We start from the raw sequence: 23,078 nt of genomic DNA, 5'->3' as shown, positions 1-23,078 counted from the left end.
GGTTACGCTTCCGCCGTCTTTTCAAGCTCTGATCGCGAGTGCTCACGTTGTGTGGCGACGGCGACAGCAGCAGCCGCGCACACGACGACGATACCGAACTGCTGCTGCAGGGTGAATGTCTCCGCCAGCAGGAGCCATCCGAACGCGGCCGCGATGACCGGCCCGACACTGGTGATGATCGCGTAGAGGCGTGCCGAGATTCTGCGCAGGATGAAAGTGTCGAGCGAGTACGGCAGCGCAGATGACAGTATGCCTGCCGCCAGCAACAGCCCGAGCACCCGCCAATCGATCGCGGCATAGTCGATGACGAACAGGGCGGCCGGGACGAGAATCACGGATGCGACGATGCTCGCCACCGTGAGACCCTCAAGCCCGGGAAGATCGTTGGCAACCCGCCGTGTCAGCAGAATGTATGCAGCCCAGGCCGCGGCGGCGGTCAACGCCAGTGCGACGCCGAACGGGTCGAGCGGGCCCGCGGCATCCGTCAACAGCAGGATGCCCGCGGCAGCGGTTACCGCGCAGGCCAGGTCGATCAGCCGTCGCGAACCGAGCAGCGCCAGCGTGAACGGCCCGAGGAATTCGATCGTTGCAGCCAATCCGAGGCCGAGCCTGCCGACGGACTCGTAAAAAGCGAGATTCATGACGGCGAGCACGACGCCGAGTGCGATCGCCGGCCAGAGGCGGCGCCAGGTCAGCTGGCGCGGTCTCGGCCGATAGAACGGCGTGATCGCGGCGACGGTGACGAGCTGACGGACGGTGACGATGACCACGGCGCCGACGATCGGAATCAGCAGGCCGGCGATCGCTGACCCGAGATTGATGCTGACCTCCGTGCCCAACTGGGTGCCCGCACCAATGAGGGATCTACGTCTGTCTGGTCTGTGCGCCACCAGCCGAGCCTACGGCCTGAAACGTTCCGCCGAGCGAGCCAGCAGGTCGAGCACCGTCGCGTCCGTTGTCTGCGTGAAGTCGGCGTACCACTGCCCGATGGCGAAGAACGGAGACGGCCGGGCAACCCAGATGAATTCGTCGACAGCGGGCACGGGTGGCGGGTTCCAGTCCGGTGGCGCCACCGGAACGGCCAGAATGATGCGAGACGCGCCGGCAGAGCGGGCAACCTGGCACGCCGCCCGCGCGGTCGCGCCGGTCGCGACACCGTCATCGACGATGATCGCGGTGCGGCCGGCCAGTTGAAGCGGCCCGCGCTGCCCGCGAAAGCGGCGCGCCCGGCGCGCAAGCTCCACCTGCTCGCGCTGCTCGACGGCATCCACGTCGTCCGTGCTGACCTGCAGCGATGCCACGGTGTCGTCATCGAGAACTCGAACGCCGTCGCCGATCGCGCCCATGGCGAGTTCCTCGTGCCACGGCACGCCGAGTTTGCGCACCACGATCACATCCAACGGCAGCTCGAGTGCCGTGGCGACCTCGTATCCAACCGGAACGCCGCCGCGCGGAAGTCCGAGCACGATCGCGTCGCTGCCGGCGAGGTGCAGCATGCGCTCGGCAAGTTGCAGACCCGCGTCAACCCGGTCGCTGAAGATCATGATGGCCTCCTGTTCCAGTGTCGCACGGGCGGTCACCCAGGGCAGAGGCCTACCATGGGGTTGTGGATGCACGCGGTGCTGTGCCGCCTCGTGCCGTCCTCGATGTCAGGGTGACCGGGGGCGTCGTCCGCGGAGTCGCTGAAGGCGGCATTCATGCGTGGCGCGGCATCCCATACGCGGCACCGCCGCTGGGTCGCTTGCGATTCCGCGCGCCGAAAGCGGTCATTCCGTGGCAGGGCGTGCGCGACGCGAGTGCCTTCGGCGACGTGGCCCCGCAACTGTACAAGGGTCAGTTCCGCGGCGTCGGGCCGCTGATTCCTGCGAGCGAGGATTGTCTGTCGATCAACGTCCTGACGGCGGCGGACGCGTTTATTCCGCACCGCGGCCTGCCGGTCATGGTGTACATCCACGGCGGCGGCTACAGCGTTGGTTCCTCACAGGATTTCACCGGGCAGGGCAACAGTTTCGTGCGCAGCGGGCGGGTGGTGTACGTCAGTTTCAACTATCGCTTGGGCGCCTTCGGATATTTGCATTTCACCCGGTATTCCAGTCGCAAGCGGCCGATTGACGGGAATCTCGGACTCAGAGACCAAGTGGCGGCGCTGCGCTGGGTGCGCACGAACATCCGAGCCTTCGGCGGTGACCCGCACAACGTTACGGTCTTCGGGCAGTCTGCGGGCGGCAACGCGGTGACAACGCTGATGGCGACGCCATCCGCACGCGGACTGTTCTCACGTGCAATCGCGCAGAGTCCGCCGCCCAATGCTGTGTACACGCAGGAGCGCGCAGACGAGTGGGCAGGAGACTTCATCCCGGCGCTGCGCAGTGTCATGCTGCACGACGGACAACCGCTGCCGGATGCCGCCGGGCCGGTCGACGTGCTCCAGGCCGCGACGGCTCTGCAATTGAACAACGCGTCGCTGATCCTTCAGCTACGCAGTCCGGATGCCGACCCCGGCACGTTCTGCCTCGCACCGGTTGTCGACGGGATCATGATTCCCGAGCGCCCGTTGGATGCATTCCGCAATGGGCGTGCACACCGCGTGCCGCTGATCATCGGCACGAACGAGCGGGAGGGCTCCATCTTCCGAGGACGGGTGGACATTCTGCCGCGCTCACCGTCCCGCATCCACACCATCTTCGAGCGTGCACCCCGCTCGGCGCGCCCGGCCATGCGCGCGGCGTATCCGGGACTTCCGGCCAGCCACGCCGCAACAGATTTCAGCGGTGATTACGCATTCTGGTATCCCAGCGTGGTCGTTGCCGACCGCCATGCGCTGGTGGCACCCGTGCACGTGTACCGTTTCGATGTTGCACCTCGGCTGCTGCATGCGCTCCGAATCGACGCGACGCACGGAATCGAACTGTTCACCCTGTTCGGAGAAACGGACGGCACTCTCGCACGCAGAATGAGCGCCCTCGGCGGTCGCGACGCATACGTCGGAGCGGGCGAGCGGATGCGAACGTACTGGTTGGATTTCGTCTGCACAGGCACACTCGCAAAATCGTGGCCGCCGTACACGGTCGATGACCGCCGCACCCTCATCCTCGACAAGGAGGACCGCGTCGAGCACGATCCTCAGCGTGCACGCCGCCTCGCATGGGCATCATTCCTGCCCGACATGTGAGCCGCACCTCTGGTCGATGAATTGTGACGTCGCCGGTTGCCTTGAGCGTCAGCTAGAACACGGTAGTGTTCGGGTCGACCGGCTGCAACGTCGGAATCTTCGCGCTCCTGCCGTCGCCGCTCGACCTGCGCGTCAGCCGGCGGCCGATCCACGGCAGAACGTATTGTCGGTAGTACGCTGCAGAATTGTGCGACTTCTCACCGGCGGGGGCCGCGGCCACCTCGGCCACACCCCATTCCAACGGAACCGGGACGCTTAGCGCTGTCAGCACATTGCTTGCGACGCGCGCATGCCCGAGAGCATTCAGGTGCAGTTTGTCTGCCGACCAGTAACGAATGTCCTCAAGCCCGGCATCCGCCCAGTTGTCGACGAACGTCACAGAATCGCGCGGGTAATGGGCGCGCACCGCGACCGCGAGTTGTTCGCCTCGTTTGCGCAGCAGTGACCCGAGCGGCAGGTTGCGGGACGGGTTCGCGCCGCTGAGCAACAAAACGTGGCTGCCCGAATCCACGGCAACACTCACAGCGTCGCCCAGTTGGGCGGCGATGCTCTCAATCGACACGCGAGGGCGCATGATGTCGTTGCCGCCACCGTTGATGCTCAGCAGTTCGGGCTTCAGGGCGATTGCCGGATGCAGCTGCTCCGCGATCAGCGGGCCGAGCTTGCGACCGCGGATGGCAAGATTCGCATAGGTCACCGGACCCGTCGCCGCGGCGGCAAGCCCCACGGCCACGAAGTCTGCCCATCCGCGCAGACGGCCGTCTGCCAACTCATCGCCGACACCCTCTGTGAAGCTGTCACCGATTGCCACGTAGCTGGAAAACATGCTGTTCACGCTACTCCAGGCCGAGTTGCGAGTACGGCGTTCCGACGCACGGTGAGCGATGACCTGGGTGGCCGGTCGCCGCCTCGTAAGCTGGGGAGGTGAAATTACGCGGCACGATCCGGTCCATCGAGTCACTATCGCATGAGGGTTCCGGTCTGACGGCGTCCGGGGCACGGCCCGTCGCAATCGCCTCAGTGCCCATCGAGTTCGAACTCACGGATGTCATGACCGTCTCCGCGAAACCCGGCGAACCCGTCACCCTGTCGGCGTCGGCGCGGAGTCGAGACACACGAGACCTCGACGCGGGCGGCACCACGTACAGCGAAACGTTGGCTGCGCTGAAAGCGCTCGTGCCGGAGGGCTGGCGGCTGCAGCACATCATCGTGGTCGACGACTGATCACTGCCCCCGCGGGTCGTCCGGCGGGTTCGGCTGCTCGGCGGTACTGTCCTCATCCGGCCAGTGCCGGGCGATCAGCTTCGGCGCGAGCCAGAACAGAGCAATCGTGCCGATCACTGCGCGCACGAACGTGAACAGCAGCACCCACCAGCCGACGCTGCGACCCGCAAACAGAAACCCGGCCCCGATCAGCGCGAGCGCGACATCGGCGGCGTACGGAACCCGCAGCCAGAACAACAACCGCTTCGTGGGGTCCACGGTCTGTGGTCCGCTCAGCAGTCAGGCATCGTCCGCGCCGCGTTCGGCCGTGATGTCCTCATCCGCAATGGAGGCGAGCACCAATTGCCAACTCGGCACGGATGCCTGTTCGAACGGCCCGCGGCCGTCCGTCATGTATGCAAGCTCATCGAAGGCGACCAGCCAGCGGGCCGCGCCACCGAGATTGAGACCCGGGTAGGCGATCAACTCGCTGTCACCGGGAGCGATGATGACGCCGGAAGGCTCGCCGTCCCATGAGTCGCGACCGCCGGCATCCGCTTTGATGAACACACGGGCGCCGATTCCGACCGCCGGTTCCTCAGGTGTGCGGCGCACGCGCTGCGGGCGTACGCCGTCGCCGGTCTCGCGATGGCTGCGGCGTCCGAACATGGTTTCAGGCTACAACGATCTCAGATCCTGACAGGTGGACGTTGAGCTCCGCACGCCAGCACGGTCATCCAGTGAGTAGAGCGATCCCGGGGTCCGCATACTCCGCGAATTCGTTGTGCCGGTGGTGGGACTCGAACCCACACGTCCTTTCGAACAAAGCATTTTGAGTGCTCCGCGTCTGCCATTCCGCCACACCGGCGCACAACAACGACACCCAGAATACCGTAGGCTTTCACCCGTGAGTGACCAAGAAACTGCCCCGGTGGCGCCGCGTCGCGTCGTTGTCGCGGAAGACGAATCCCTAATCCGCCTCGACATCGTCGAAATCCTGCGTGACAACGGCTTCGAAGTCGTCGGAGAAGCGGGTGACGGCGAGACGGCTGTCGCCCTTGCGACCGAACTCCGCCCCGATCTGGTCATCATGGACGTCAAGATGCCGCAGCTCGACGGCATCTCGGCGGCCGAGCGCCTGTCGAAGGCGCATATTGCTCCGGTTGTGCTGCTGACAGCGTTCAGTCAAAAGGAACTCGTCGAACGCGCCAGTGAGGCCGGCGCCCTCGCCTACGTTGTCAAGCCATTCACCCCGAACGACCTGCTGCCTGCGATCGAAATTGCTCTTGCTCGCTACGCCCAGATCATCGCGCTTGAAGCGGAGGTCGGCGACCTCGTCGAACGATTCGAGACGCGCAAGCTCGTCGACCGGGCCAAGGGCCTGCTGAACGAGAAGATGGGGCTGACCGAGCCGGAGGCGTTCCGCTGGATTCAGAAGGCATCCATGGATCGTCGCCTGACTATGCACGATGTCGCCCAGGCGATCATCGAGCAACTCGCGGTCAAGAAGTCGTAGCAGCCCGCCTCGCGGGCGGCGGGCACGACGACCTCGTTGTCGCGACGGAGCGGAAGATCGCCTCACGCTGTCGCGCGGTGAATGATTTGCGTGGGCGCGGGCGCCGCATCCCCGACGGCCAGCCCGAGGATTTGCCGCGCAAGACGGCGCCCGTAGCTTCGCGTGTCGACGCGGACCGTCGTCAACGCAGGGCGCCAGAACGCGGCTTCTGGAACATCGCCCATCCCGATCAGGGCCATTCGACCGGGAACCGCAATGCCCGCGTCAAGCAGCTCCGCGAGAATCGCAAATGCGACAGTGTCTGTCTGCGCGGCGATCGCTGTCACGGACTGCGGAAGCTCGCGTACGTGTCTACGAAGCGACGTGCCGTCTCCGACTCCGAACGTGACCAGCTCTGGCATTCCGAGCCGACGGGCCGCCGTCTGACTGTAACCGGTCAACTTCAACTCGAAGGGGCTCGCGCCTGTCGCGGTCGCGATCGCGACGGACGAGTGCCCGGTTTCGGCCAGGTAGGCGAGCTGCGTCTGCAGATGGGAAGCCATCCCGTCGATCCAGCCGCCGTCAGCGGCGCCGTCGTCTGACCCCGCGTACAGGCCGGGAAGATCGATGATCGCTCGCGGATTCACCGCCTCGACAGCGGCTGCGCCCGACCTTCGCGCAGCGCCAGAGAAGGAGACGAACAGGCCGTAGCCGGCGGTTGCAAGTTCCTCATCCAGCCCGTCAATGAAGGCCTCGAGCATCGGCGCGCGAGGAATCTCGCCGACCTCGAGCACGACGAGACGCGAACTTCCCTCACGCAGAGCTCGCGCGATCGGATGCACGTGGTACCCGAGTTCGCCCGCTGCCGCGAGCACACGTGCGCGAGTTTCTGCGGAAATCGTCTGGTCGGGTGCATCGTTGAGCACGAAGCTCACCGTTGCGGGTGAGACGCCGCTCGCGCGGGCCACATCTCGCATAGTGCTGCGACGCTCTGCCACGACGGGCTCCTCCCGCCCACTGTCACGGATGCTGCTAGTCTAGGCACTAATCCGATTTAGTAACTTGATTGACGTCGTCTTTGATGGCCTGAGAGGAAGCACCGTGAAGTCACTCGTCGTCACAGGACCCGGAACCGTGGAGTTCCTCGACATCAAAACGCCCATCGCAGGACCTCGCGATATCGTCATCGCTCCGAAGGCCTGCGGCATATGCGGCTCCGATGTCTTCTATACGCACCGAGGGGGCATCCCGCCGCGCGAAGGTCGCACCCCGCTCGGCCATGAGATTGCCGGAGAGGTGGTCGAGGTCGGCGCAGATGTCGAAGACGCCGCGGTTGGCGATCACGTCGTAGTCAACCCGATGGCCAACTCCGATGGCATCATCGGCAATGGCGGGGCACAAGGTGGCCTGTCGGAGTGCCTCGTGCTGTTCGACGCAAAGGCCGGGTCACATTTCCGCGTGATCCCCGCGGAAATTCCCTGGCAAGTGGCCGCACTCAACGAGCCTATGGCGGTCGCGTTTCACGGTGTCAATCGTTCAGGGGCGGGCAAGGGATCGAAGGTCGTGGTCTTCGGCGCGGGGCCAGTCGGCCTCGGTGCCGCGATCGGTTTCAAGAGCAAGGGCGCGGCGCACGTCGTCGTTGTCGACATTGTGGCGAACCGGCTCGAAAAAGCAATCAGGGTTGGCGCCGACGCCGTCATCAACTCGGCCGAGGAAGACGTCAGCGAACGACTCAAGCAACTCCACGGCGAGGTGCCGGGCTTCATGGGCCAAGGAACCAAAGCGGCCACGGATATCTACTTCGATGCGGCAGGCGCGCCCATCGTCATCGAGACCGCGCTCGCGGCAATGCGCAACCGCAGCGTGCTCACCATCGTCGCCGTGCACAAGAAGCCCGTTGAACTCGATCTGCAGGAACTCCTGACCACGGAGCCCGACATCCGGCTCTCGATGGGTTATCCGACCGAGATCTTCGAGGTAACAGACTCGATCATCAAGGACTGGGAAAAATATCAACACATCATCAGTGACGTGCTTCCGTTCTCGGACGCCGTCAAGGCGGTCGAGCTTGCCGCCACTCCCGGGGCGAGCGACAAAGTCGTCATCGCGTTCGAGTAGGACCGGCGGCAGAAAAGGTCGGCAACCAACTGCTTGCGCGGCCGCTACCGCAGCTCCTTGATCAGGTTCGTGATCCGCAGTGTCGAGCAGCGGCGGCCGCGTTCATCCGTGATGACGATCTCGTGGCTGGTCAGAGTGCGGCCCAGGTGAATCGGCGTGCACACACCGGTCACGATCCCGGCGGTCGCGCTGCCGGTGTGCGTCGCACTGAGCTCGATCCCGACCACAGAGCGATCCGGCCCGGCATGCAGTGCGGCGGCAAGAGAGCCGAGTGACTCCGCGAGCACGGCATACGCGCCACCGTGCAACAGGTTCATCGGTTGGGTGTTGCCCTCGACCGGCATCGTTCCGACGGTGCGTTCCACCGTGAACTCGAGCATTTCGATGCCCATCTTGGTGGCCAGAGCCCCCATTCCGTGCTCATTGATGTACGCCAGAATGTCGACGCTCATGGCCGTTTCTCCTGCCTTCGTTCCGTGGACGACGATCGTGGCAACACTGCCGGATGCCGGTGTCCGAGGCGCCTTGTAGGCTGGCTCACGTGTCGGACTCCGAAAAGCCTACCCTCCTGATCATCGATGGCCACTCGCTCGCATTCCGTGCGTTCTACGCGTTGCCGATCGACAGCTTCGTCAATCGCGAAGGGCAGCACACCAACGCGATCCACGGTTTCATCTCGATGTTGATCAATCTGCTCAAGAACGAGAAGCCGACGCACATCGCTGTCGCATTCGATATCTCGCGCTACTCGTTCCGCACCCGCGAGTACCCCGAATACAAGGGCACCCGAGGCGTGACGCCCCCCGAGTTCGTCGGGCAGATCCCGTTGCTGGAGGAAGCTCTGCACGCGATGAACATCACAACTGTTTCGAAGGAAGATTTCGAGGCGGACGACATCCTGGCAACCCTGTCTCGACGAGGCGCTGAGCAGGGCTACCGAGTGCTGGTCGTCTCCGGCGATCGCGACAGCATTCAGTTGGTGAACGACGACGTCACACTGCTCTACCCACAGGTTCGCGGCGTGTCGGAGCTCAAACGTTACGACCGCGACGCCGTCGTCGAGCGCTACGGCATCGAACCCGAGCAGTACCCGGAGGTCGCAGCTCTCGTCGGCGAGACCAGTGACAACCTGGTCGGAATCGACAAAGTCGGTGAGAAGACCGCGGTCAAGTGGGTCAAGCAGTACGGGACCGTTGATGAGATCATCGCGCACGCTGACGAGATCAAGGGCGTCGTTGGCGAGAAACTGCGCGAGCAGAAGGAGAATGCTCTGCGCAACCGCCGACTCAACAGGCTATTGACCGATGTCGAGCTGCCGGTCGGGCCCGGCGATCTCGAGCGGCAGCCCGTCAACGAACAGGCGGTGCGCGACGTGTTCGATCGCCTGCAGTTCAAAACGCTGCTCGATCGCGTTCTGAAGATCGCCGAGTCCGACGGCAGCGGCACGGACGCCGATTCGGCCGGCGCTTCCGGTACAACGGATGCGAGTGCTCCGATCGTTCGAACGCTCGTCGACGAGGAACTCGCGCACTGGCTGACGAAGGTATCCGGCAGCGGTGCCGTGCCGCTGGGTGTGCAAGTCGAACGCGGCCCCAACGGAATCACCGGCCTCGGACTGGCGAGCGCCAACGAATCCGCATTCGTGCCATGGGAACACGGACGCCCCGACTACGTGGCGCTCGAAGAGTGGCTCGCCGGCCCCGCCCCCAAGTATTTCTTCGATGCGAAGCCGCAGATCAAGGCGCTCAGCCGTGCCGGAATGGCCGTTGCAGGGCTCGCGTTCGATACGAAGATCGCCGGGTGGCTGATCCATCCGGCAAAATCTCCGGTCGGGCTTGCCGAACAGGTCTACGAAGTGCTCGGTGAGGATCTGCCGCAAAGCGACCCGAATCAGCTGCTACCCGAGACGGAAGCGCTCAGCCCTGCAACGCAGGCCTGGTACGTCGTGCGACTGACCGAAGCTCTGTCAGCCGCCCTCGAACCGGGCACACGCGGCGTGCTCGACGCGATCGAGTTGCCGATCGTCATGGTTTTGGCTCGGATGGAACTCGCGGGCGTCACGATCAACGAGAACGTCTTGGCCTCGTTGCGCGAAGAACTAACGGCCAGTGCGAATGATTACGCCACACGCGCGTTTGCACAGATCGGGCATGAGGTCAACCTCGGATCGCCGAAGCAGCTTCAGCAAGTGCTGTTCGAGGAACTCGACATGCCCAAGACCCGATCGACCAAGACGGGCTACTCGACGGATGCCGCCTCGCTCGCCGACTTGCAGGAGAAGAACCCGCATCCGTTCCTCGGATTGTTGCTGCAGCACCGCGATGCCACAAAACTGAAGCAGATCATCGAAACACTCGAGCGCGCGATCGAACCGGATGCCCGCATCCACACCAGCTATGACCAGACCGGAACCAGCACCGGGCGGATCTCCTCCAACGACCCAAATCTTCAGAACATCCCAGTGCGCACAGAAGAAGGGCGTCGCATCCGCTCGGCGTTCGAAGCCGGTCGCGACTTCGAAACGCTGCTGACCGCGGACTATTCGCAGATCGAGATGCGGATAATGGCGGACCTCTCCGGCGATGAAGGCCTGATCGAGGCGTTCAACGCGGGGGAGGACCTGCACCGATTCGTTGGCGCGCGGATCTTCGGGGTGACGCCTGAGGAAGTCAGCCCCGCGATGCGCACCAAAGTCAAGGCGATGTCGTACGGCCTCGCATACGGGCTGAGTGCCTTCGGCCTCTCCAAACAGTTACGGATCGAAACTGCTGAGGCCAGGCAGTTGATGACGGATTACTTTGCACGTTTCGGCAAGGTGCGCGACTATCTGCGCGACGTGGTCGAGAAAGCTCGCGTCGACGGCTACACGGAGACGATCTTCGGCCGACGACGCCCGTTCACCGACCTCACGAGCACCAACAGGGTGCTGCGCGACAACGCTGAACGTGCGGCTCTGAACGCGCCGATCCAGGGGTCTGCTGCTGACATCATGAAGCGTGCGATGATCGCCATCCATGCCGACATGCTCGAGCAGCAGCTGGCGTCGAACATGCTTCTGCAGGTGCACGACGAATTGATCTTCGAGGTGGCGACGGGCGAGTGGGATGCTCTGGAGGCCATTGTCACCGATCGCATGTCAACGGCGGCGCAGCTGCGTGTGCCGCTGACGGTGCAGGTGGGGCGCGGCCCGAACTGGGATGCCGCCGCGCACTGACCAACGCCGTCTCGATACGCTCGCTGCCGCTCGCTACTCGACCGGCGGCGCCCTAGGCTTTCAGCCATGACAAACGAAGAATCACGGCAACCCACGCCGATCGACGAGATCGCCGAGCAGTGGGTCGACACCCAGTTGGAGTTGTACCCCGAGTTCCATGTTTATCTCGGCCGACCTGGCCGCGAAGGCGAATACGGTGACTATTCACCCAACGGCCTTGATGCCGCGGCGGCAGCAGCGAAGGCCGCACTGGCCGCAATCCGCCAAGCAGAACCTGTCGATGACATCGACACGGTGACGCAACTAGACCTGACCCGGGAACTCGAGCTCGCGGTCGAGAAGCACGATGCCGGATTCGCTCAGCGCGACCTGAACGTGATCGCCTCACCACCACAGTCGTTGCGGGAGATCTTCGACCTGTCACCGACGGCATCCGAAGAGGACTGGTCGAACATCGCCACCCGGATGCACAACCTGCCTGCGGCAATGGCCGGCTACATTCAGACGCTGCGCAGCGGAATCGCCTCCGGCAACGTCCCAGCCATCCGTCAAGTGCGAGAGGTCATCGCCCAAGCAGACAAGCAGGTTGCGGCAGACGGCTTCTTCTTCGAACTGGCGCAGAATGCGCGTGCCGGTGACAGCGACCTTCCTGCGTCGCTGCGCAGCGACTTGGCGGCGGCGGCCAGGGAGTCCGCGCAAGCATACGCGGATCTCTCGGCGTTCCTGAAAGCCGAGTTGGCGGGGCACGCCCCCGAAAAGGATGCCGTCGGCCGCGAACTCTACGCGCTCGCCTCCCGCGATTTCCTCGGCGCGACAATCGATCTCGACGAGACGTACGAGTGGGGTGTCGAGGAACTACGCCGAATGGTCACTGAGCAGGAGGCGATCGCGAAGGAGATCAAGCCCGGTGCGTCCGTGGCCGAGGCGATCGAATTTCTCGACGGTGACGCCAGCCGCAAACTCGAGGGCACAGACGCGCTTCAGCGGTGGATGCAGGAGACAAGCGATCGCGCGATCGAAGAACTCGGTTCAACCCACTTCGACATTCCCCAGGAGTTGCGCAACCTCGAGTGCATGATCGCCCCCACCCAGGAGGGTGGCATTTACTACACCGGCCCGAGCGACGACTTCGCTCGTGCCGGTCGGATGTGGTGGAGTGTGCCCAAGGGCGTCACCGAGTTCGACACGTGGCGTGAACTGACCACCGTCTACCACGAGGGCGTTCCGGGTCACCATCTGCAGATCGGCATTGCGACATACAACAAGGCCCAATTGAACAGCTGGCGCCGGATCGCAGGCACATCCGGGCATGCGGAGGGCTGGGCGCTGTACGCGGAGCGTCTGATGGAGCAACTCGGTTACCTCGACGACCCGGCAGACCGGCTCGGGATGCTCGACGGCCAGCGGATGCGCGCAGCGCGTGTTGTGCTCGACATCGGCGTGCACCTCGAGAAGCAGCGACCGGACGGCGCCGGTGTGTGGACCGGCGACGACGCGTTCGAGTTCCTCGCAGAGAACGTGAATATGAACGAGGGATTCGTGCGTTTCGAGGTGAATCGGTACCTCGGCTGGCCCGGGCAGGCGCCGTCATACAAGGTCGGACAGCGCATCTGGGAGCAGCTCCGCGACGAGTACCAGCGTCGCGAGGGCGCTGCCTTCGACTTCAAGGAATTCCACGCGAAGGCTCTCAACATCGGCGGTGTCGGTCTCGACACACTCAAGGTGGCGATGTTCGGCTGATCAGCCTCGCCTGGCGGGTTCAGCCTCGCCGTGCGAGATCAGCCTCGCCGGGCGAGTTCAGCCGAGGGGAAAGCGCAACCGCGCGATCGCCGTGCCATCCCATGCCGCAGATGCAACCTCGTCCGGGCGAACGGCGACGACGCTGCCGCCGCGTGCGAGCACACTGACGGCGATGCGCGACAGCACGTCGTAGGCCGGCTCGCCCGAAGGCATCCGCGTTCCGTTGTCCGGAGCGAACTCGATCGCACCGGACGCGTCGTCGAAGGTGCCGTTGACATCGACAGAGAACGCGAACACGAGGGTTCGCACGGCACCGCTCACGGCCGCCCGCGCGATCGTCGAGAGCTCGGTCGCAGCGAGGCCGTTACCGCTGTCGTTCGCGATCGCGTCCACCTCGTCTTGGGCTGTCCGTGCGTTCCACTCGGACAGCCGGTCGCGCATGACCTTGTCGATCTCGGCGGCGGTCAGACGATCAGGAGCGCCCGAAACGGGGAGCAGGACACGCTCGCGAACACCGCGCGACTGGAACATGCTCAGCAGCGGCTCGTTGGCGAAGATGAAAACGACATCGGATTCGCGCGGGTCACGCTCGGCGAGTTCCTTCGCCACCGCGTCGCTGACCCGTTTCGCATAGGTGTCCATGAGGGTCTTGCGCCCCTCGTCACCGATGAGCCTGCCCTGACGTTCGCGCTCGGGAATCGGGTCGCGGTTCGTCGCCTCGTCCAGGTTCGCCGGATGCGCTGCGGCAACCTCGACCTTCGCAGCGCGTGCCTCTGCGGTCGCGAACCACAGACTCCATTCGTTCGCAGACAGCAGCACTGCGTACGCCTCTTGTGGAAAGGTCACCGAACGCAACAACTGCCCGATGTCGAAATACTCGGCGACCTGCAACTGGTTCTCCAGTCGATTGGGAAGCACGAAGACCTCGCTGAAATCCTCGGCGACGAAGAGCGCAAGCGAGGAGGCCAGATTGCCCCAGAGCTGCTGATCGGCAGCGATCCGCGACCACTGGCCGTGCAACGCCGTACGCAGCGCATGCGACGCTCCGGATGCCGCAACCCGCTCGATCGCATCGTCGAACGCACTCTTCACCGCGGTGAAGCTCGCTTCGCGTCTGCCGACGACAGGAGAGGTCGCTGCGTAAACAGTGATCGAATGATCACGACGCTGCGCAAGCCGCAGAAAATCTTCCGCATCGGGCAGTTCATACTGGACTGACATCATGCTCCCTTCATTGGGTGTGACTGCTGCCAGCCTACGGTGCGCTGACAGCGGAATCTCGTTTGTATCGTCCCGGAAAACACCGTTAGGATGGAACGTCACGTTTGTGACGTCCTATTCGCCTGCCGTGGCGGAAAACATCACTGCAATGCTCTGTTCACGGCCTGATTCATGTCCACACTGGAGTAATTACTCAATGACAATCGCAACGACCGAAAAGGCAACCAAGCAGGTCGCGATCAACGACATCGGTTCTGCTGAAGATTTTCTTGCCGCGGTCGAAAAGACTTTGAAGTTCTTCAACGACGGAGACCTCATCGAGGGCACCGTTGTGAAGATCGACCGCGACGAGGTTCTGCTCGACGTCGGTTACAAGACCGAGGGCGTCATCCCCTCGCGTGAACTGTCGATCAAGCACGACGTCGACCCGAGCGAGGTCGTCAACGTCGGTGACACCGTCGAAGCCCTTGTTCTCCAGAAGGAGGACAAAGAAGGCCGCCTCATCCTGTCAAAGAAGCGGGCCCAGTACGAGCGCGCATGGGGCGACGTGGAGAAGATCAAGGATGCCGATGGCGTGGTGACCGGATCGGTCATCGAGGTCGTCAAGGGCGGCCTGATCGTCGACATCGGCCTGCGTGGCTTCCTTCCGGCATCGCTGATCGAGCTCCGTCGCGTTCGCGACCTGACCCCGTACCTTGGCCAGGAGATCGAAGCCAAGATTCTCGAACTCGACAAGAACCGCAACAACGTGGTTCTGTCGCGCCGTGCCCTGCTGGAGCAGACTCAGTCCGAGAGCCGTACCACCTTCCTCAACAACCTTCAAAAGGGTCAGGTCCGCAAGGGCGTCGTCTCCTCGATCGTCAACTTCGGTGCGTTCGTGGACCTCGGCGGCGTCGACGGTCTCGTGCACGTCTCCGAGCTCAGCTGGAAGCACATCGAGCATGCCAGCGAGGTTGTGGAGGTCGGCCAGGAGGTCACCGTCGAGATTCTCGAGGTCGACCTCGACCGCGAGCGCGTCTCGCTGTCGCTGAAGGCAACGCAGGAGGACCCGTGGCAGGTGTTCGCGCGTACGCACGCCATCGGCCAGGTCGCACCGGGCAAGGTCACGAAGCTCGTTCCGTTCGGTGCGTTCGTTCGCGTCGCAGACGGCATCGAGGGCCTCGTTCACATCTCCGAACTCTCCGGCAAGCACGTCGAACTCGCCGAGCAGGTCGTCTCGGTCGGCGAGGACGTCTTCGTCAAGGTCATCGATATCGACCTCGACCGTCGTCGCATCTCGCTCTCGCTCAAGCAGGCCAACGAGGGCGTGGACCCAGAGGGCACCGAGTTCGACCCGGCGCTGTACGGCATGCTCACCGAATACGACGAGGCCGGAAACTACAAGTACCCCGAGGGCTTCGACCCGGAGACGAACGAGTGGAAGGAAGGCTTCGACAGCCAGCGCGAGAAGTGGGAGCAGGACTACGCTGCCGCCCAGGCTCGCTGGGAGGCTCACAAGAAGCAGGTCGCAAAGGGACTCGAAGAGGAGGCTGCCGGCACACGTGGCGGCGCCGCCTCGACGTTCACGAATGACACGTCCGCTGCCTCGGCCGGCACGCTCGCAGATGACGAGTCGCTTGCTGCTCTGCGGGAGAAGCTCTCCAGCAATAGCTGATCGTCACACGCGAAACGGCCGGGCCCGCAATGGGCTCGGCCGTTTCGTGTTCTTGTGGGCCGGGTAGTCTGTCTGAGTGCATCTCCTCGCGCTCACCGGCGGAATCGCCTCCGGAAAATCGACCGTCGCTGCCCGGCTCGCGGAGCACGGTGCCGTGGTCGTCGACGCTGACCGGCTGGCACGCGAGGTTGTCGAACCGGGAACGCCTGCGCTGCACGCGATAGCGAAGCGATTCGGGCCATCCGTGATCCGCACGGACGGCAGCTTGGACCGGCAGGCGCTCGCCGGCATCGTGTTCTCGGACGAGGCAAGCCGACTGAGCCTCAACGCCATCACGCACCCTGCGGTGTGGGCTCGCGCGCGCGAGTTGTTCGCGCTCGCCGAGGCGAACGACCCGGGCGCTGTTGTCGTCTACGACGTTCCCCTTCTGACCGAGGTTGCTGAGGGTCGACCGCTGAAATTCGACCGCGTCGTCGTCGCGCATGCCCCGGCCGAGACGAGAATTAGTCGGCTCGTCGAGTTGCGCGGATATTCACAGGCGGATGCCGCGGCGCGCGTCGCAGCGCAAGCATCCGATGCTGACCGGCTCGCTGTCGCCGACGTTGTGATCGACACCGGCGGGTCGCTGGCACAGACGCTGCAGCAGGCGGACGAGTTGTGGCAGACCGTGCGCGGATCAGGCGATGCCGACTCGCACGCACGGCACGGTTAGGCAAGAATGTACGCGTGATCGATTTCTCCGACCCAGCAACCCGCAATCTCCGACTCAGCAATGCAGAACGGGACGAAGCCGTCGCAGCCCTCGACCAGTTTGCGACAGAAGGCAGACTGACTGACGCGGAAGCGGCGGAGCGCGCAGCGTCCGTTCGCGCCGCGACAACGCGCGGGGACCTCGCACCGGTGTTCGCTGACCTCCCCGCCGGGACGACGCCCTCAACCGGTTCCCACCCGCTTCCACCCCGGAGCGCGCACGAAGCATTCGCGGAGCCGACTGAGGCCGCTCCCGGTGAGAAGGCATTGCGCAACGGGCAGTACGCGCTTGCCGCCATCGCACCGTTCGTGGCCGTCGCACTGTTCTTTCTCACCGGCACCCTGTGGGGCTACAGCGTTGCCTGGCTTTGGTTCCTGCTGATTCCGGTGGCGGGAATCCTCGTATACGGCGCTGGCGGGTGGGACACGCGCGATCGCGGCCGCGACCGGCACCGCAATCGCAACCGGTAACACGGCGGCACTCGTGCCCGCGAGCATACGACGGCCGAGTGTCTGTGGTTCTCCATAAACTTGAATCATGGAACCAACCCGCGCTGTGCATCCGTTCGAGGTCATCAGCGAGTACTCGCCAAGCGGTGATCAGCCACAAGCGATCGCCGAACTGGCGGCGCGGATCAACGCGGGCGAAACCGACGTCGTTCTGCTCGGCGCCACCGGCACAGGCAAGTCGGCGACAACCGCCTGGCTGATCGAGCAGGTGCAACGACCGACACTCGTACTCTCACACAACAAAACGCTCGCCGCGCAATTGGCCAACGAATTCCGCGAGCTCATGCCGAACAACGCCGTTGAGTACTTCGTGTCGTATTACGACTACTACCAGCCAGAGGCATATGTGCCGCAGACGGACACCTTCATCGAGAAGGACTCGTCAATCAACTCCGAGGTCGAGCGACTGAGGCACTCGACCACGAACTCACTGCTCAGCCGGCGAGACGTCGTCGTGGTTTCGACCGTGTCCTGCATCTACGGCCTCGGCGCCGCCGAAGAGTACCTCGACGCGATGGCGGCGCTGCAGGTCGGCCAGCAGGTTGGGCGCGACCGCTTGATTCGCATGTTCGTCGGTATGCAGTACGAGCGCAACGACGTCGACTTCTCGCGCGGCAAGTTCCGCGTACGAGGTGACACCATCGAGATCATTCCGGTCTACGAGGAGCACGCCATCCGCATCGAACTCTTCGGTGACGAGATCGAAGCACTGTACGCGCTGCACCCGCTGACCGGCGAGATCATTTCACGGATGGATGCGGTGTCGGTCTTTCCGGCAACCCACTATGCGGCGAGCCCGGAAACCATGCAACGCGCGATCGGAACGATCAAGATCGAACTCGAGGAACGCCTCACCGAACTCGAACGCGCCGGAAAGCTGCTCGAGGCGCAACGCCTGCGGATGCGTACGACATTCGACTTGGAGATGATGGAGCAGATCGGGTTCTGCTCCGGCATCGAGAACTACTCAAGACACATCGACGGCCGCGCACCTGGGGAGGCCCCGCACTGCCTGCTCGACTACTTTCCAGATGATTTCCTCGTCGTCATCGACGAATCACACGTGACCGTGCCGCAGATCGGGGCCATGTACGAGGGCGACGCTTCACGCAAGCGCACACTCGTCGAGCATGGCTTCCGATTGCCGAGCGCGCTCGACAACCGCCCGCTGAAGTGGAACGAATTCAAAGACAGAGTCGGTCAGACGGTCTATCTGTCCGCAACGCCCGGCCGTTACGAAATGGGGCTCGGTGCGGGCATCGTCGAGCAGATCATCCGCCCCACGGGTCTGATCGACCCGCAGATCATCGTCAAGCCGACCAAGGGTCAAATCGACGATCTGCTTGAGGAGATCCGCGTGCGCGAAGAACGCAACGAACGCGTTCTGGTGACGACACTGACCAAGAAGATGGCTGAGGAACTCACCGGCTACTTCGCCGAAGCCGGCGTTCGCGTGCGCTATCTGCACTCCGACGTCGACACGTTGCGCCGGGTAGAACTGCTGACAGAATTGCGGCAGGGCGTCTACGACGTGCTGGTCGGCATCAATCTGCTTCGTGAAGGCCTCGACCTGCCCGAAGTGTCCCTGGTTGCGATACTCGACGCGGACAAAGAAGGGTTCTTGCGGTCATCGACATCGCTCATCCAGACAATCGGACGCGCCGCCAGGAACGTCTCCGGCCAGGTCATCATGTACGCGGACGTGCTGACCGATTCGATGAAACAGGCCATCGACGAGACGACCCGCCGTCGCGCCAAGCAGGTCGAGTACAACACTGAAAACGGCATCGACCCGACGCCGCTGCGCAAGAAGATCGCAGACATCACCGATGTGCTGGCCAGAGAAGGGGCGGACACTGCGAAGATGCTCGCCGGGCGTGACAGCAAGAAGAGGGCGCCGACGCCGAATCTGCGTCACGTGGGTATCGCCGCTGCTGGAGCGAACGAGCTCGAAGCGTTGATCGCCGATCTGAACGACCAGATGCTCGCCGCGGCCGGCGAACTGAAATTCGAGTTGGCCGCGCGACTGCGCGACGAGCTGGGCGACCTCAAACGTGACCTTCGGCAAATGGAGAAAGCCGGGCACGCCTGAGCCCAGGATCAGCGGCCTGTCGGCGAGGCTCGGCGCGGTACGGTGAACGGATGACGAACGTGGCACCAGGCAGCGTCGAAGAGCAGCGATGAAACGCTCCGGTGCGATCCTGATCGGCTGCATACTGCTCGGCGCTGTCCTCGTCGTCAGCGTCGGATTGCAAGGTGCGGCCCAGTTCACCGGAATACGCTGGGTGCCCGACTTCAGCGCACCGCACAACACGAACTTTCCCACCGGACGGCAACAGCCCACTGGCACCATAACGCCGTTGCCCGCCGCGCCAGGAGCCGCGCGCGGCGCGCTCGACCTCTCGATCGTCGGCTGGATTCTGGTGGGAATCGCCGCATTGACGGCAATCGTGCTCGTCTTGCGCTGGCTTGCTCGACGGCCGGACAGGACTGCCCAAGGGTTGCCACCGACGTCGATCGACTCCGTTGACGATCTGGTTGCCGAGGTTGTGCCTGAGGCGGTCAGCGCTCCCGTCATCAAGCGTGGCTTCTCTCGTGCGATCGCGAGCCTCGACGAGGAGCGGGAACCGCACGACGCGATCGTGAAGGCCTGGTTGGGCGTGCAAGACGCTGCAGCCGAGTCGGGCATCCAGCGCCGAGGCGCAGAAACGCCCACCGAATTCACATCGCGAATCCTGAGGCGAGTGCCCGCTGACTCTTCAGCGGTCCGGACATTGTTGAACGCCTACTTGCGTGTACGCTTCGGCGACCACCCCGCAACCGAAGAGGATGTCGAACAGGTCCGCCGCGCGTTGCAGTCGCTCTCGATGTCGTGGGATGCCGCGCTGAACGCCCGCGCCGCATCCGTTCCGAGGCCGCCATGGGAGCGCCGTTCATGACGACGCAAGCACCGACCCAATCGCCGTGGCGCGCCCTACTGCGACGTCCGTTCCGTCGACGGGCGATCGGCCTCCTGGTGACCGCCGCGCTTGCTGCCGCCTTCCTCTGGTATCTCGGCATTGATGCCTGGCATGCCACGCTCGTTGCCGCAGCCGTGATCGCCCTCGGATTGAGCTGGCAACTGATCCCGGATAATCCCGCGTCAAGCTGGCCGCTCGAGCTGTCAGCGCGTGCTGATGGCAACCGTGGTGACGTCACTCGGCTGTCCTGGACCCTGCGCACTCGCAGGGGACGCGTGCAGCCCGGTGCTCTGATCCGCATCAGGCTTCTGGCAGCACGCAGACTCGAGCCGCACGAGCTCGATCTGGACGATCCAGCGGACGAAGCGGCCGTCATCGAATTGATCGGGCCGGCCGCGTACCGGACGCTCCGGCCGAATCCCCGTTCACTGCCAACGTTCTACCAGCTCGAGCGCTGCCTCGACGGCCTCGGGCACCTGGTCGAGGCTGGTTCCGGTGTAGCGGATCCGCCGTCGCGTACCGCCACAACCCAATTCGGCCGCCTGTTCGACGGCGCAACCACCGCACTCACCGATGCCTTCACAAGGGATGCCCGAGCAGAAAGAGAACGTCATGACGCCGGAAACTGACAATATCGATGAGACCGCCCCGATGCCGATCGCCCCGATGCCGATCACCGAAATCGCGCGTTTGAGCGCCGCCGTGCTTGAACGAGTCAGCACGGTGGTCGTCGGCATGACGGATGCGCTCGAATTGGCACTCGCCACCATTCTTGCCGGCGGCCACGTGTTGTTCGAGGACGTCCCCGGCCTCGGCAAAACGCTGGCCGCGCGAAGCATCGCCTCGGCAATCGGCCTGGACTTCCGGCGACTGCAGTGCACTCCGGACCTGTTACCGTCAGACATCACAGGGTCGTTCGTATACACGCCTGCAGGCGGGGATTTCGTCTTCAGACCAGGTCCCATCTTCACAGGGCTGTTCCTCGCAGACGAGATCAACCGCACGGCACCGAAGACCCAATCAGCACTGCTGGAAGCAATGGCAGAAGCGCAGGTCACCGTAGAAGGCAAGAGTTTCGCGTTGCCGCAGCCGTTCCACGTCATCGCCACGTCGAACCCGATCGAGTTCGAAGGCACATACGCGTTGCCAGAAGCACAATTGGACCGCTTCATGGTGCGCTTGGCCGTCGGCTATCCGGCAGGCGACGGTGAGCGGAAGATTCTCCTCGGCCGCATTGCACGGCGGCACGAGGTGGCGCACGTGGAGAAAGTCGTCGATGCGCAGACGTTGCTCGCGATGCAGCGGGGAATCGAGACCGTGCACGTCGACACGGACATCGTCGACTACTGCGTGAATCTTGCGGCGGCGACGCGATCCAACTCATCTGTACAGGTCGGTGCGTCTCCACGCGGCTCTCAGGCGCTGATGCTGGTCGCGCGCGCACTTGCCGTGATGAACGGGCGTGATTTCGTCGCACCGGAAGACGTGAAGCGTGTCGCCGTGCCTGTGCTGGCTCATCGTCTGTCACTGACGACGCAGGCGTGGGCGAACGGCATCCAGGCGACCCACGTAATCGCCACGATCGTCGAGCAGGTCGCCGGCCCACCCGCCGTCGGTGCAGCCCATCAGGAGCCCGTGGCGCGATGACCGCCGACTCCGACCACGACGCACTCCCGCCAACGGAACAGTCGGCGCCAGAACAGTCGGCGCCAGAACAGTCAGCGCCGGAACAGTCAGTGCCGGATGCCGAATACGCGCCGGTGTGGCGGCTCAGCGCGGCCGCGCCGGCCGCAGTCGCGGTCGCCCTTCTGCTGTGTGCGGGCGGAGTGCTCTTTTCACGGCTAGAACTCGTGCTGCTCGCGCTTCCGTTGCTGATCAGCGCGGCGCTCGCTTGGGAGAAGCGCCCGCCGGGCGCTCACGCCGTGCAGCTGCGCGCCCAGCTATCCGCGCTGCCGGACCGCTCGAGCCTCGGCTACACCATCGCACTGCGGATGCCCGAGCCCGCCGAACAGGTGCAGTTGCGACTGACCGGCCTCGGCGAGCCGATCGGCGACGTACTCATCGGCCGCGTCGGCGCCGCAGCTGTTCACGGCGTAGTTCCGCTAGTGCACTCCGGTCCTCAGGAGTTCTTGCGCATCGAACACCGGTTGATCGGCGCGGACGCGGGCTTCATCAGCAACATCGGCCCAAGCGTCATCGTCAGCAGGGTGATCGAGCCGAAGTACGATCCGGTTTCGAGCTTGCCGGTGCCGCCCGTGCTGCACGGGCTTACCGGCACACACCCATCGCGACGTGCAGGAGACGGCGGCGAGTTCCGCGACATTCACCCATTCGTACCGGGCGACCGGTTACGCAGGATCGACTGGAAGGCGACCGCGCGCCGCGGCAGCGAATCCGGTGAACTGTACGTCCGGCGCACGACGGCGGATGCAGACGCCACGGTGCTGCTGGTTCTCGACAGCAGGGACGACATCGGTGAAAACGTCGACGCGTGGGGAACCACCTCGCCGCTTGCCCAGGGGCTCGGGTCGATGGACATCGCCCGCCAGGCCGCAGCATCGCTCGCCGCCGGCTATATCCGGGTCGGCGATCGGGTCGGCTTCCATGACCTCGCTTCGAGCGCCCGAGCCGTGCAGCATGGCAGCGGCAGCAGACACCTGGCTCGCCTCGTTCGCGCGATCGAGCAGGCCGGTCCGTCGGGCCCCGTGCTGTACCGAGTGCGACCACCGATCGTCGTCACCGGCGCGCTGATCTACGTGCTTTCCACGTTTCTCGACGACGAAGCCGGCCGGATGGCCACGCTGTGGCGCGGTGCAGGACATCGGGTGATCGCCGTCGATGTGCTTCCGGCGGCCAGGCTCAAGCACCTGACCCGTGAGCAGCTCGTGGCTCACCGCATCGTCCTGATGGAGCGTGCCGATCGCGTGCGGGCGCTCGAACGCATCGGCGTCGAGGTGATGCGATGGCAGAATCTGCACGCCGGCGTAAACCGTGCTGCGCAACTGCGCACGCTGAGCAGGCCCGCGAGGGCCGCGCGGTGA

The 23,078-nt window shown here is 64.3% G+C and carries 22 protein-coding genes and 1 tRNA gene; 14 read left to right on the top strand and 9 right to left on the bottom strand.

The genetic code is table 11. The features are described from left to right. Positions 1-2: 2 nt before the first annotated feature. Positions 3-890, bottom strand: a complete 888-nt coding sequence (locus tag QU604_RS10810) for an EamA family transporter (protein WP_308468809.1) — start codon at positions 888-890, stop codon at positions 3-5. A 9-nt stretch (positions 891-899) separates the two neighbouring features. Then, positions 900-1,544, bottom strand: a complete 645-nt coding sequence (locus QU604_RS10805) for a phosphoribosyltransferase (protein WP_308468808.1) — start codon at positions 1,542-1,544, stop codon at positions 900-902. A gap of 62 nt (positions 1,545-1,606) precedes the next feature. On the opposite strand from QU604_RS10805, the gene QU604_RS10800 reads away from it, so the two are divergent. Next, on the top strand, positions 1,607-3,172 hold the full coding sequence (locus QU604_RS10800) for a carboxylesterase/lipase family protein (protein WP_308468807.1): 1,566 nt from the start codon (positions 1,607-1,609) through the stop codon (positions 3,170-3,172). Positions 3,173-3,224: 52 nt separating this feature from the next. Here QU604_RS10800 and QU604_RS10795 read toward each other — a convergent pair whose 3' ends face one another. Then, on the bottom strand, positions 3,225-3,998 hold the full coding sequence (locus tag QU604_RS10795; protein WP_308468806.1) for an SGNH/GDSL hydrolase family protein: 774 nt from the start codon (positions 3,996-3,998) through the stop codon (positions 3,225-3,227). 98 nt (positions 3,999-4,096) lie between these two features. Here QU604_RS10795 and QU604_RS10790 point away from each other — a divergent pair, with 98 nt between their 5' ends. Beyond that, positions 4,097-4,396: a hypothetical protein gene (locus QU604_RS10790; RefSeq protein WP_308468805.1), complete on the top strand. Its 300-nt coding sequence runs from the start codon at positions 4,097-4,099 to the stop codon at positions 4,394-4,396. Here QU604_RS10790 and QU604_RS10785 read toward each other — a convergent pair whose 3' ends face one another. From QU604_RS10785 to QU604_RS10775, 3 genes are all read right to left on the bottom strand, one after another. After that, positions 4,397-4,654 carry a hypothetical protein gene (locus QU604_RS10785; protein ID WP_308468804.1) on the bottom strand — a complete coding sequence of 86 codons (258 nt, stop codon included), beginning with the start codon at positions 4,652-4,654 and terminating at the stop codon, positions 4,397-4,399. Positions 4,655-4,675: 21 nt separating this feature from the next. Then, positions 4,676-5,044: a hypothetical protein gene (locus QU604_RS10780; RefSeq protein WP_308468803.1), complete on the bottom strand. Its 369-nt coding sequence runs from the start codon at positions 5,042-5,044 to the stop codon at positions 4,676-4,678. Positions 5,045-5,160: 116 nt separating this feature from the next. Continuing rightward, positions 5,161-5,243, bottom strand: a tRNA-Leu gene (locus QU604_RS10775). A gap of 39 nt (positions 5,244-5,282) precedes the next feature. On the opposite strand from QU604_RS10775, the gene QU604_RS10770 reads away from it, so the two are divergent. Beyond that, positions 5,283-5,891: an ANTAR domain-containing response regulator gene (locus tag QU604_RS10770; protein WP_308468802.1), complete on the top strand. Its 609-nt coding sequence runs from the start codon at positions 5,283-5,285 to the stop codon at positions 5,889-5,891. Between the two features lie 62 nt (positions 5,892-5,953). Here QU604_RS10770 and QU604_RS10765 read toward each other — a convergent pair whose 3' ends face one another. Further along, entirely contained in the window at positions 5,954-6,868 is a 915-nt protein-coding gene (locus QU604_RS10765) for a LacI family DNA-binding transcriptional regulator (protein ID WP_308468801.1), read from the bottom strand. Between the two features lie 103 nt (positions 6,869-6,971). On the opposite strand from QU604_RS10765, the gene QU604_RS10760 reads away from it, so the two are divergent. Beyond that, a complete protein-coding gene (locus QU604_RS10760) occupies positions 6,972-7,988 on the top strand; it encodes a zinc-dependent alcohol dehydrogenase (protein ID WP_308468800.1) in 1,017 nt (338 codons plus the stop codon). Between the two features lie 44 nt (positions 7,989-8,032). On the opposite strand, the gene QU604_RS10755 is transcribed toward QU604_RS10760, so the two are convergent. Continuing rightward, complete coding sequence (locus QU604_RS10755) at positions 8,033-8,440, bottom strand: hotdog fold thioesterase (RefSeq protein ID WP_308468799.1); 408 nt, start codon at positions 8,438-8,440, stop codon at positions 8,033-8,035. Positions 8,441-8,529: 89 nt separating this feature from the next. Here QU604_RS10755 and polA point away from each other — a divergent pair, with 89 nt between their 5' ends. Beyond that, positions 8,530-11,202, top strand: a complete 2,673-nt coding sequence (gene polA, locus QU604_RS10750; RefSeq protein WP_308468901.1) for a DNA polymerase I — start codon at positions 8,530-8,532, stop codon at positions 11,200-11,202. A gap of 66 nt (positions 11,203-11,268) precedes the next feature. Further along, positions 11,269-12,942, top strand: a complete 1,674-nt coding sequence (locus QU604_RS10745; RefSeq protein WP_308468798.1) for a DUF885 domain-containing protein — start codon at positions 11,269-11,271, stop codon at positions 12,940-12,942. Between the two features lie 57 nt (positions 12,943-12,999). On the opposite strand, the gene QU604_RS10740 is transcribed toward QU604_RS10745, so the two are convergent. Next, a complete protein-coding gene (locus tag QU604_RS10740) occupies positions 13,000-14,166 on the bottom strand; it encodes a baeRF11 domain-containing protein (protein ID WP_308468797.1) in 1,167 nt (388 codons plus the stop codon). Positions 14,167-14,359: 193 nt separating this feature from the next. On the opposite strand from QU604_RS10740, the gene rpsA reads away from it, so the two are divergent. The 8 genes from rpsA (at position 14,360) to QU604_RS10700 (ending at position 23,078) form a co-directional block, all read left to right on the top strand. Continuing rightward, positions 14,360-15,817 (top strand): 30S ribosomal protein S1, encoded by a 1,458-nt coding sequence (rpsA, locus tag QU604_RS10735; protein WP_308468796.1) that lies wholly within the window; start codon positions 14,360-14,362, stop codon positions 15,815-15,817. 76 nt (positions 15,818-15,893) lie between these two features. Then, a complete protein-coding gene (gene coaE, locus QU604_RS10730) occupies positions 15,894-16,529 on the top strand; it encodes a dephospho-CoA kinase (RefSeq protein ID WP_308468795.1) in 636 nt (211 codons plus the stop codon). Positions 16,530-16,543: 14 nt separating this feature from the next. Beyond that, a complete protein-coding gene (locus QU604_RS10725; RefSeq protein ID WP_308468794.1) occupies positions 16,544-17,038 on the top strand; it encodes a DUF1707 SHOCT-like domain-containing protein in 495 nt (164 codons plus the stop codon). A 67-nt stretch (positions 17,039-17,105) separates the two neighbouring features. Further along, the gene (gene uvrB, locus QU604_RS10720) at positions 17,106-19,169 is read left to right on the top strand and encodes an excinuclease ABC subunit UvrB (RefSeq protein ID WP_308468793.1); all 2,064 of its coding nucleotides are present in this window, start codon (positions 17,106-17,108) and stop codon (positions 19,167-19,169) included. 88 nt (positions 19,170-19,257) lie between these two features. Then, the gene (locus QU604_RS10715) at positions 19,258-20,016 is read left to right on the top strand and encodes a DUF4129 domain-containing protein (protein ID WP_308468792.1); all 759 of its coding nucleotides are present in this window, start codon (positions 19,258-19,260) and stop codon (positions 20,014-20,016) included. Then, entirely contained in the window at positions 20,013-20,666 is a 654-nt protein-coding gene (locus tag QU604_RS10710; RefSeq protein ID WP_308468791.1) for a hypothetical protein, read from the top strand. The genes QU604_RS10715 and QU604_RS10710 overlap by 4 nt, the downstream gene beginning before the upstream one ends. Next, a complete protein-coding gene (locus QU604_RS10705; protein ID WP_308468790.1) occupies positions 20,650-21,684 on the top strand; it encodes an AAA family ATPase in 1,035 nt (344 codons plus the stop codon). The genes QU604_RS10710 and QU604_RS10705 overlap by 17 nt, the downstream gene beginning before the upstream one ends. Next, on the top strand, positions 21,681-23,078 hold the full coding sequence (locus QU604_RS10700) for a DUF58 domain-containing protein (protein ID WP_308468789.1): 1,398 nt from the start codon (positions 21,681-21,683) through the stop codon (positions 23,076-23,078). Before QU604_RS10705 ends, QU604_RS10700 begins: the two co-directional genes overlap by 4 nt.

Source organism: Rathayibacter sp. SW19, from assembly GCF_030866825.1.
GTDB classification, from domain to species: Bacteria; Actinomycetota; Actinomycetes; order Actinomycetales; family Microbacteriaceae; genus Rathayibacter_A; species Rathayibacter_A soli.
The sequence above is the reverse complement of the archived record's forward strand: the minus strand, read 5'-3'. Positions and strand labels throughout refer to the sequence as shown.

What these genes read in the sequence shown, in the direction of transcription:
- QU604_RS10755 (WP_308468799.1), bottom strand. Translation starts at nt 8,440, where the DNA reads ATGAGCGTCGACATTCTGGCGTACATCAATGAGCACGGAATGGGGGCT.
- QU604_RS10705 (WP_308468790.1), top strand. Translation starts at nt 20,650, where the DNA reads ATGACGCCGGAAACTGACAATATCGATGAGACCGCCCCGATGCCGATC.
- QU604_RS10740 (WP_308468797.1), bottom strand. Translation starts at nt 14,166, where the DNA reads ATGATGTCAGTCCAGTATGAACTGCCCGATGCGGAAGATTTTCTGCGG.
- QU604_RS10745 (WP_308468798.1), top strand. Translation starts at nt 11,269, where the DNA reads ATGACAAACGAAGAATCACGGCAACCCACGCCGATCGACGAGATCGCC.
- uvrB (WP_308468793.1), top strand. Translation starts at nt 17,106, where the DNA reads ATGGAACCAACCCGCGCTGTGCATCCGTTCGAGGTCATCAGCGAGTAC.
- QU604_RS10710 (WP_308468791.1), top strand. Translation starts at nt 20,013, where the DNA reads ATGACGACGCAAGCACCGACCCAATCGCCGTGGCGCGCCCTACTGCGA.
- rpsA (WP_308468796.1), top strand. Translation starts at nt 14,360, where the DNA reads ATGACAATCGCAACGACCGAAAAGGCAACCAAGCAGGTCGCGATCAAC.
- QU604_RS10700 (WP_308468789.1), top strand. Translation starts at nt 21,681, where the DNA reads ATGACCGCCGACTCCGACCACGACGCACTCCCGCCAACGGAACAGTCG.
- QU604_RS10795 (WP_308468806.1), bottom strand. Translation starts at nt 3,998, where the DNA reads ATGTTTTCCAGCTACGTGGCAATCGGTGACAGCTTCACAGAGGGTGTC.
- QU604_RS10805 (WP_308468808.1), bottom strand. Translation starts at nt 1,544, where the DNA reads ATGATCTTCAGCGACCGGGTTGACGCGGGTCTGCAACTTGCCGAGCGC.
- QU604_RS10715 (WP_308468792.1), top strand. Translation starts at nt 19,258, where the DNA reads ATGAAACGCTCCGGTGCGATCCTGATCGGCTGCATACTGCTCGGCGCT.
- QU604_RS10780 (WP_308468803.1), bottom strand. Translation starts at nt 5,044, where the DNA reads ATGTTCGGACGCCGCAGCCATCGCGAGACCGGCGACGGCGTACGCCCG.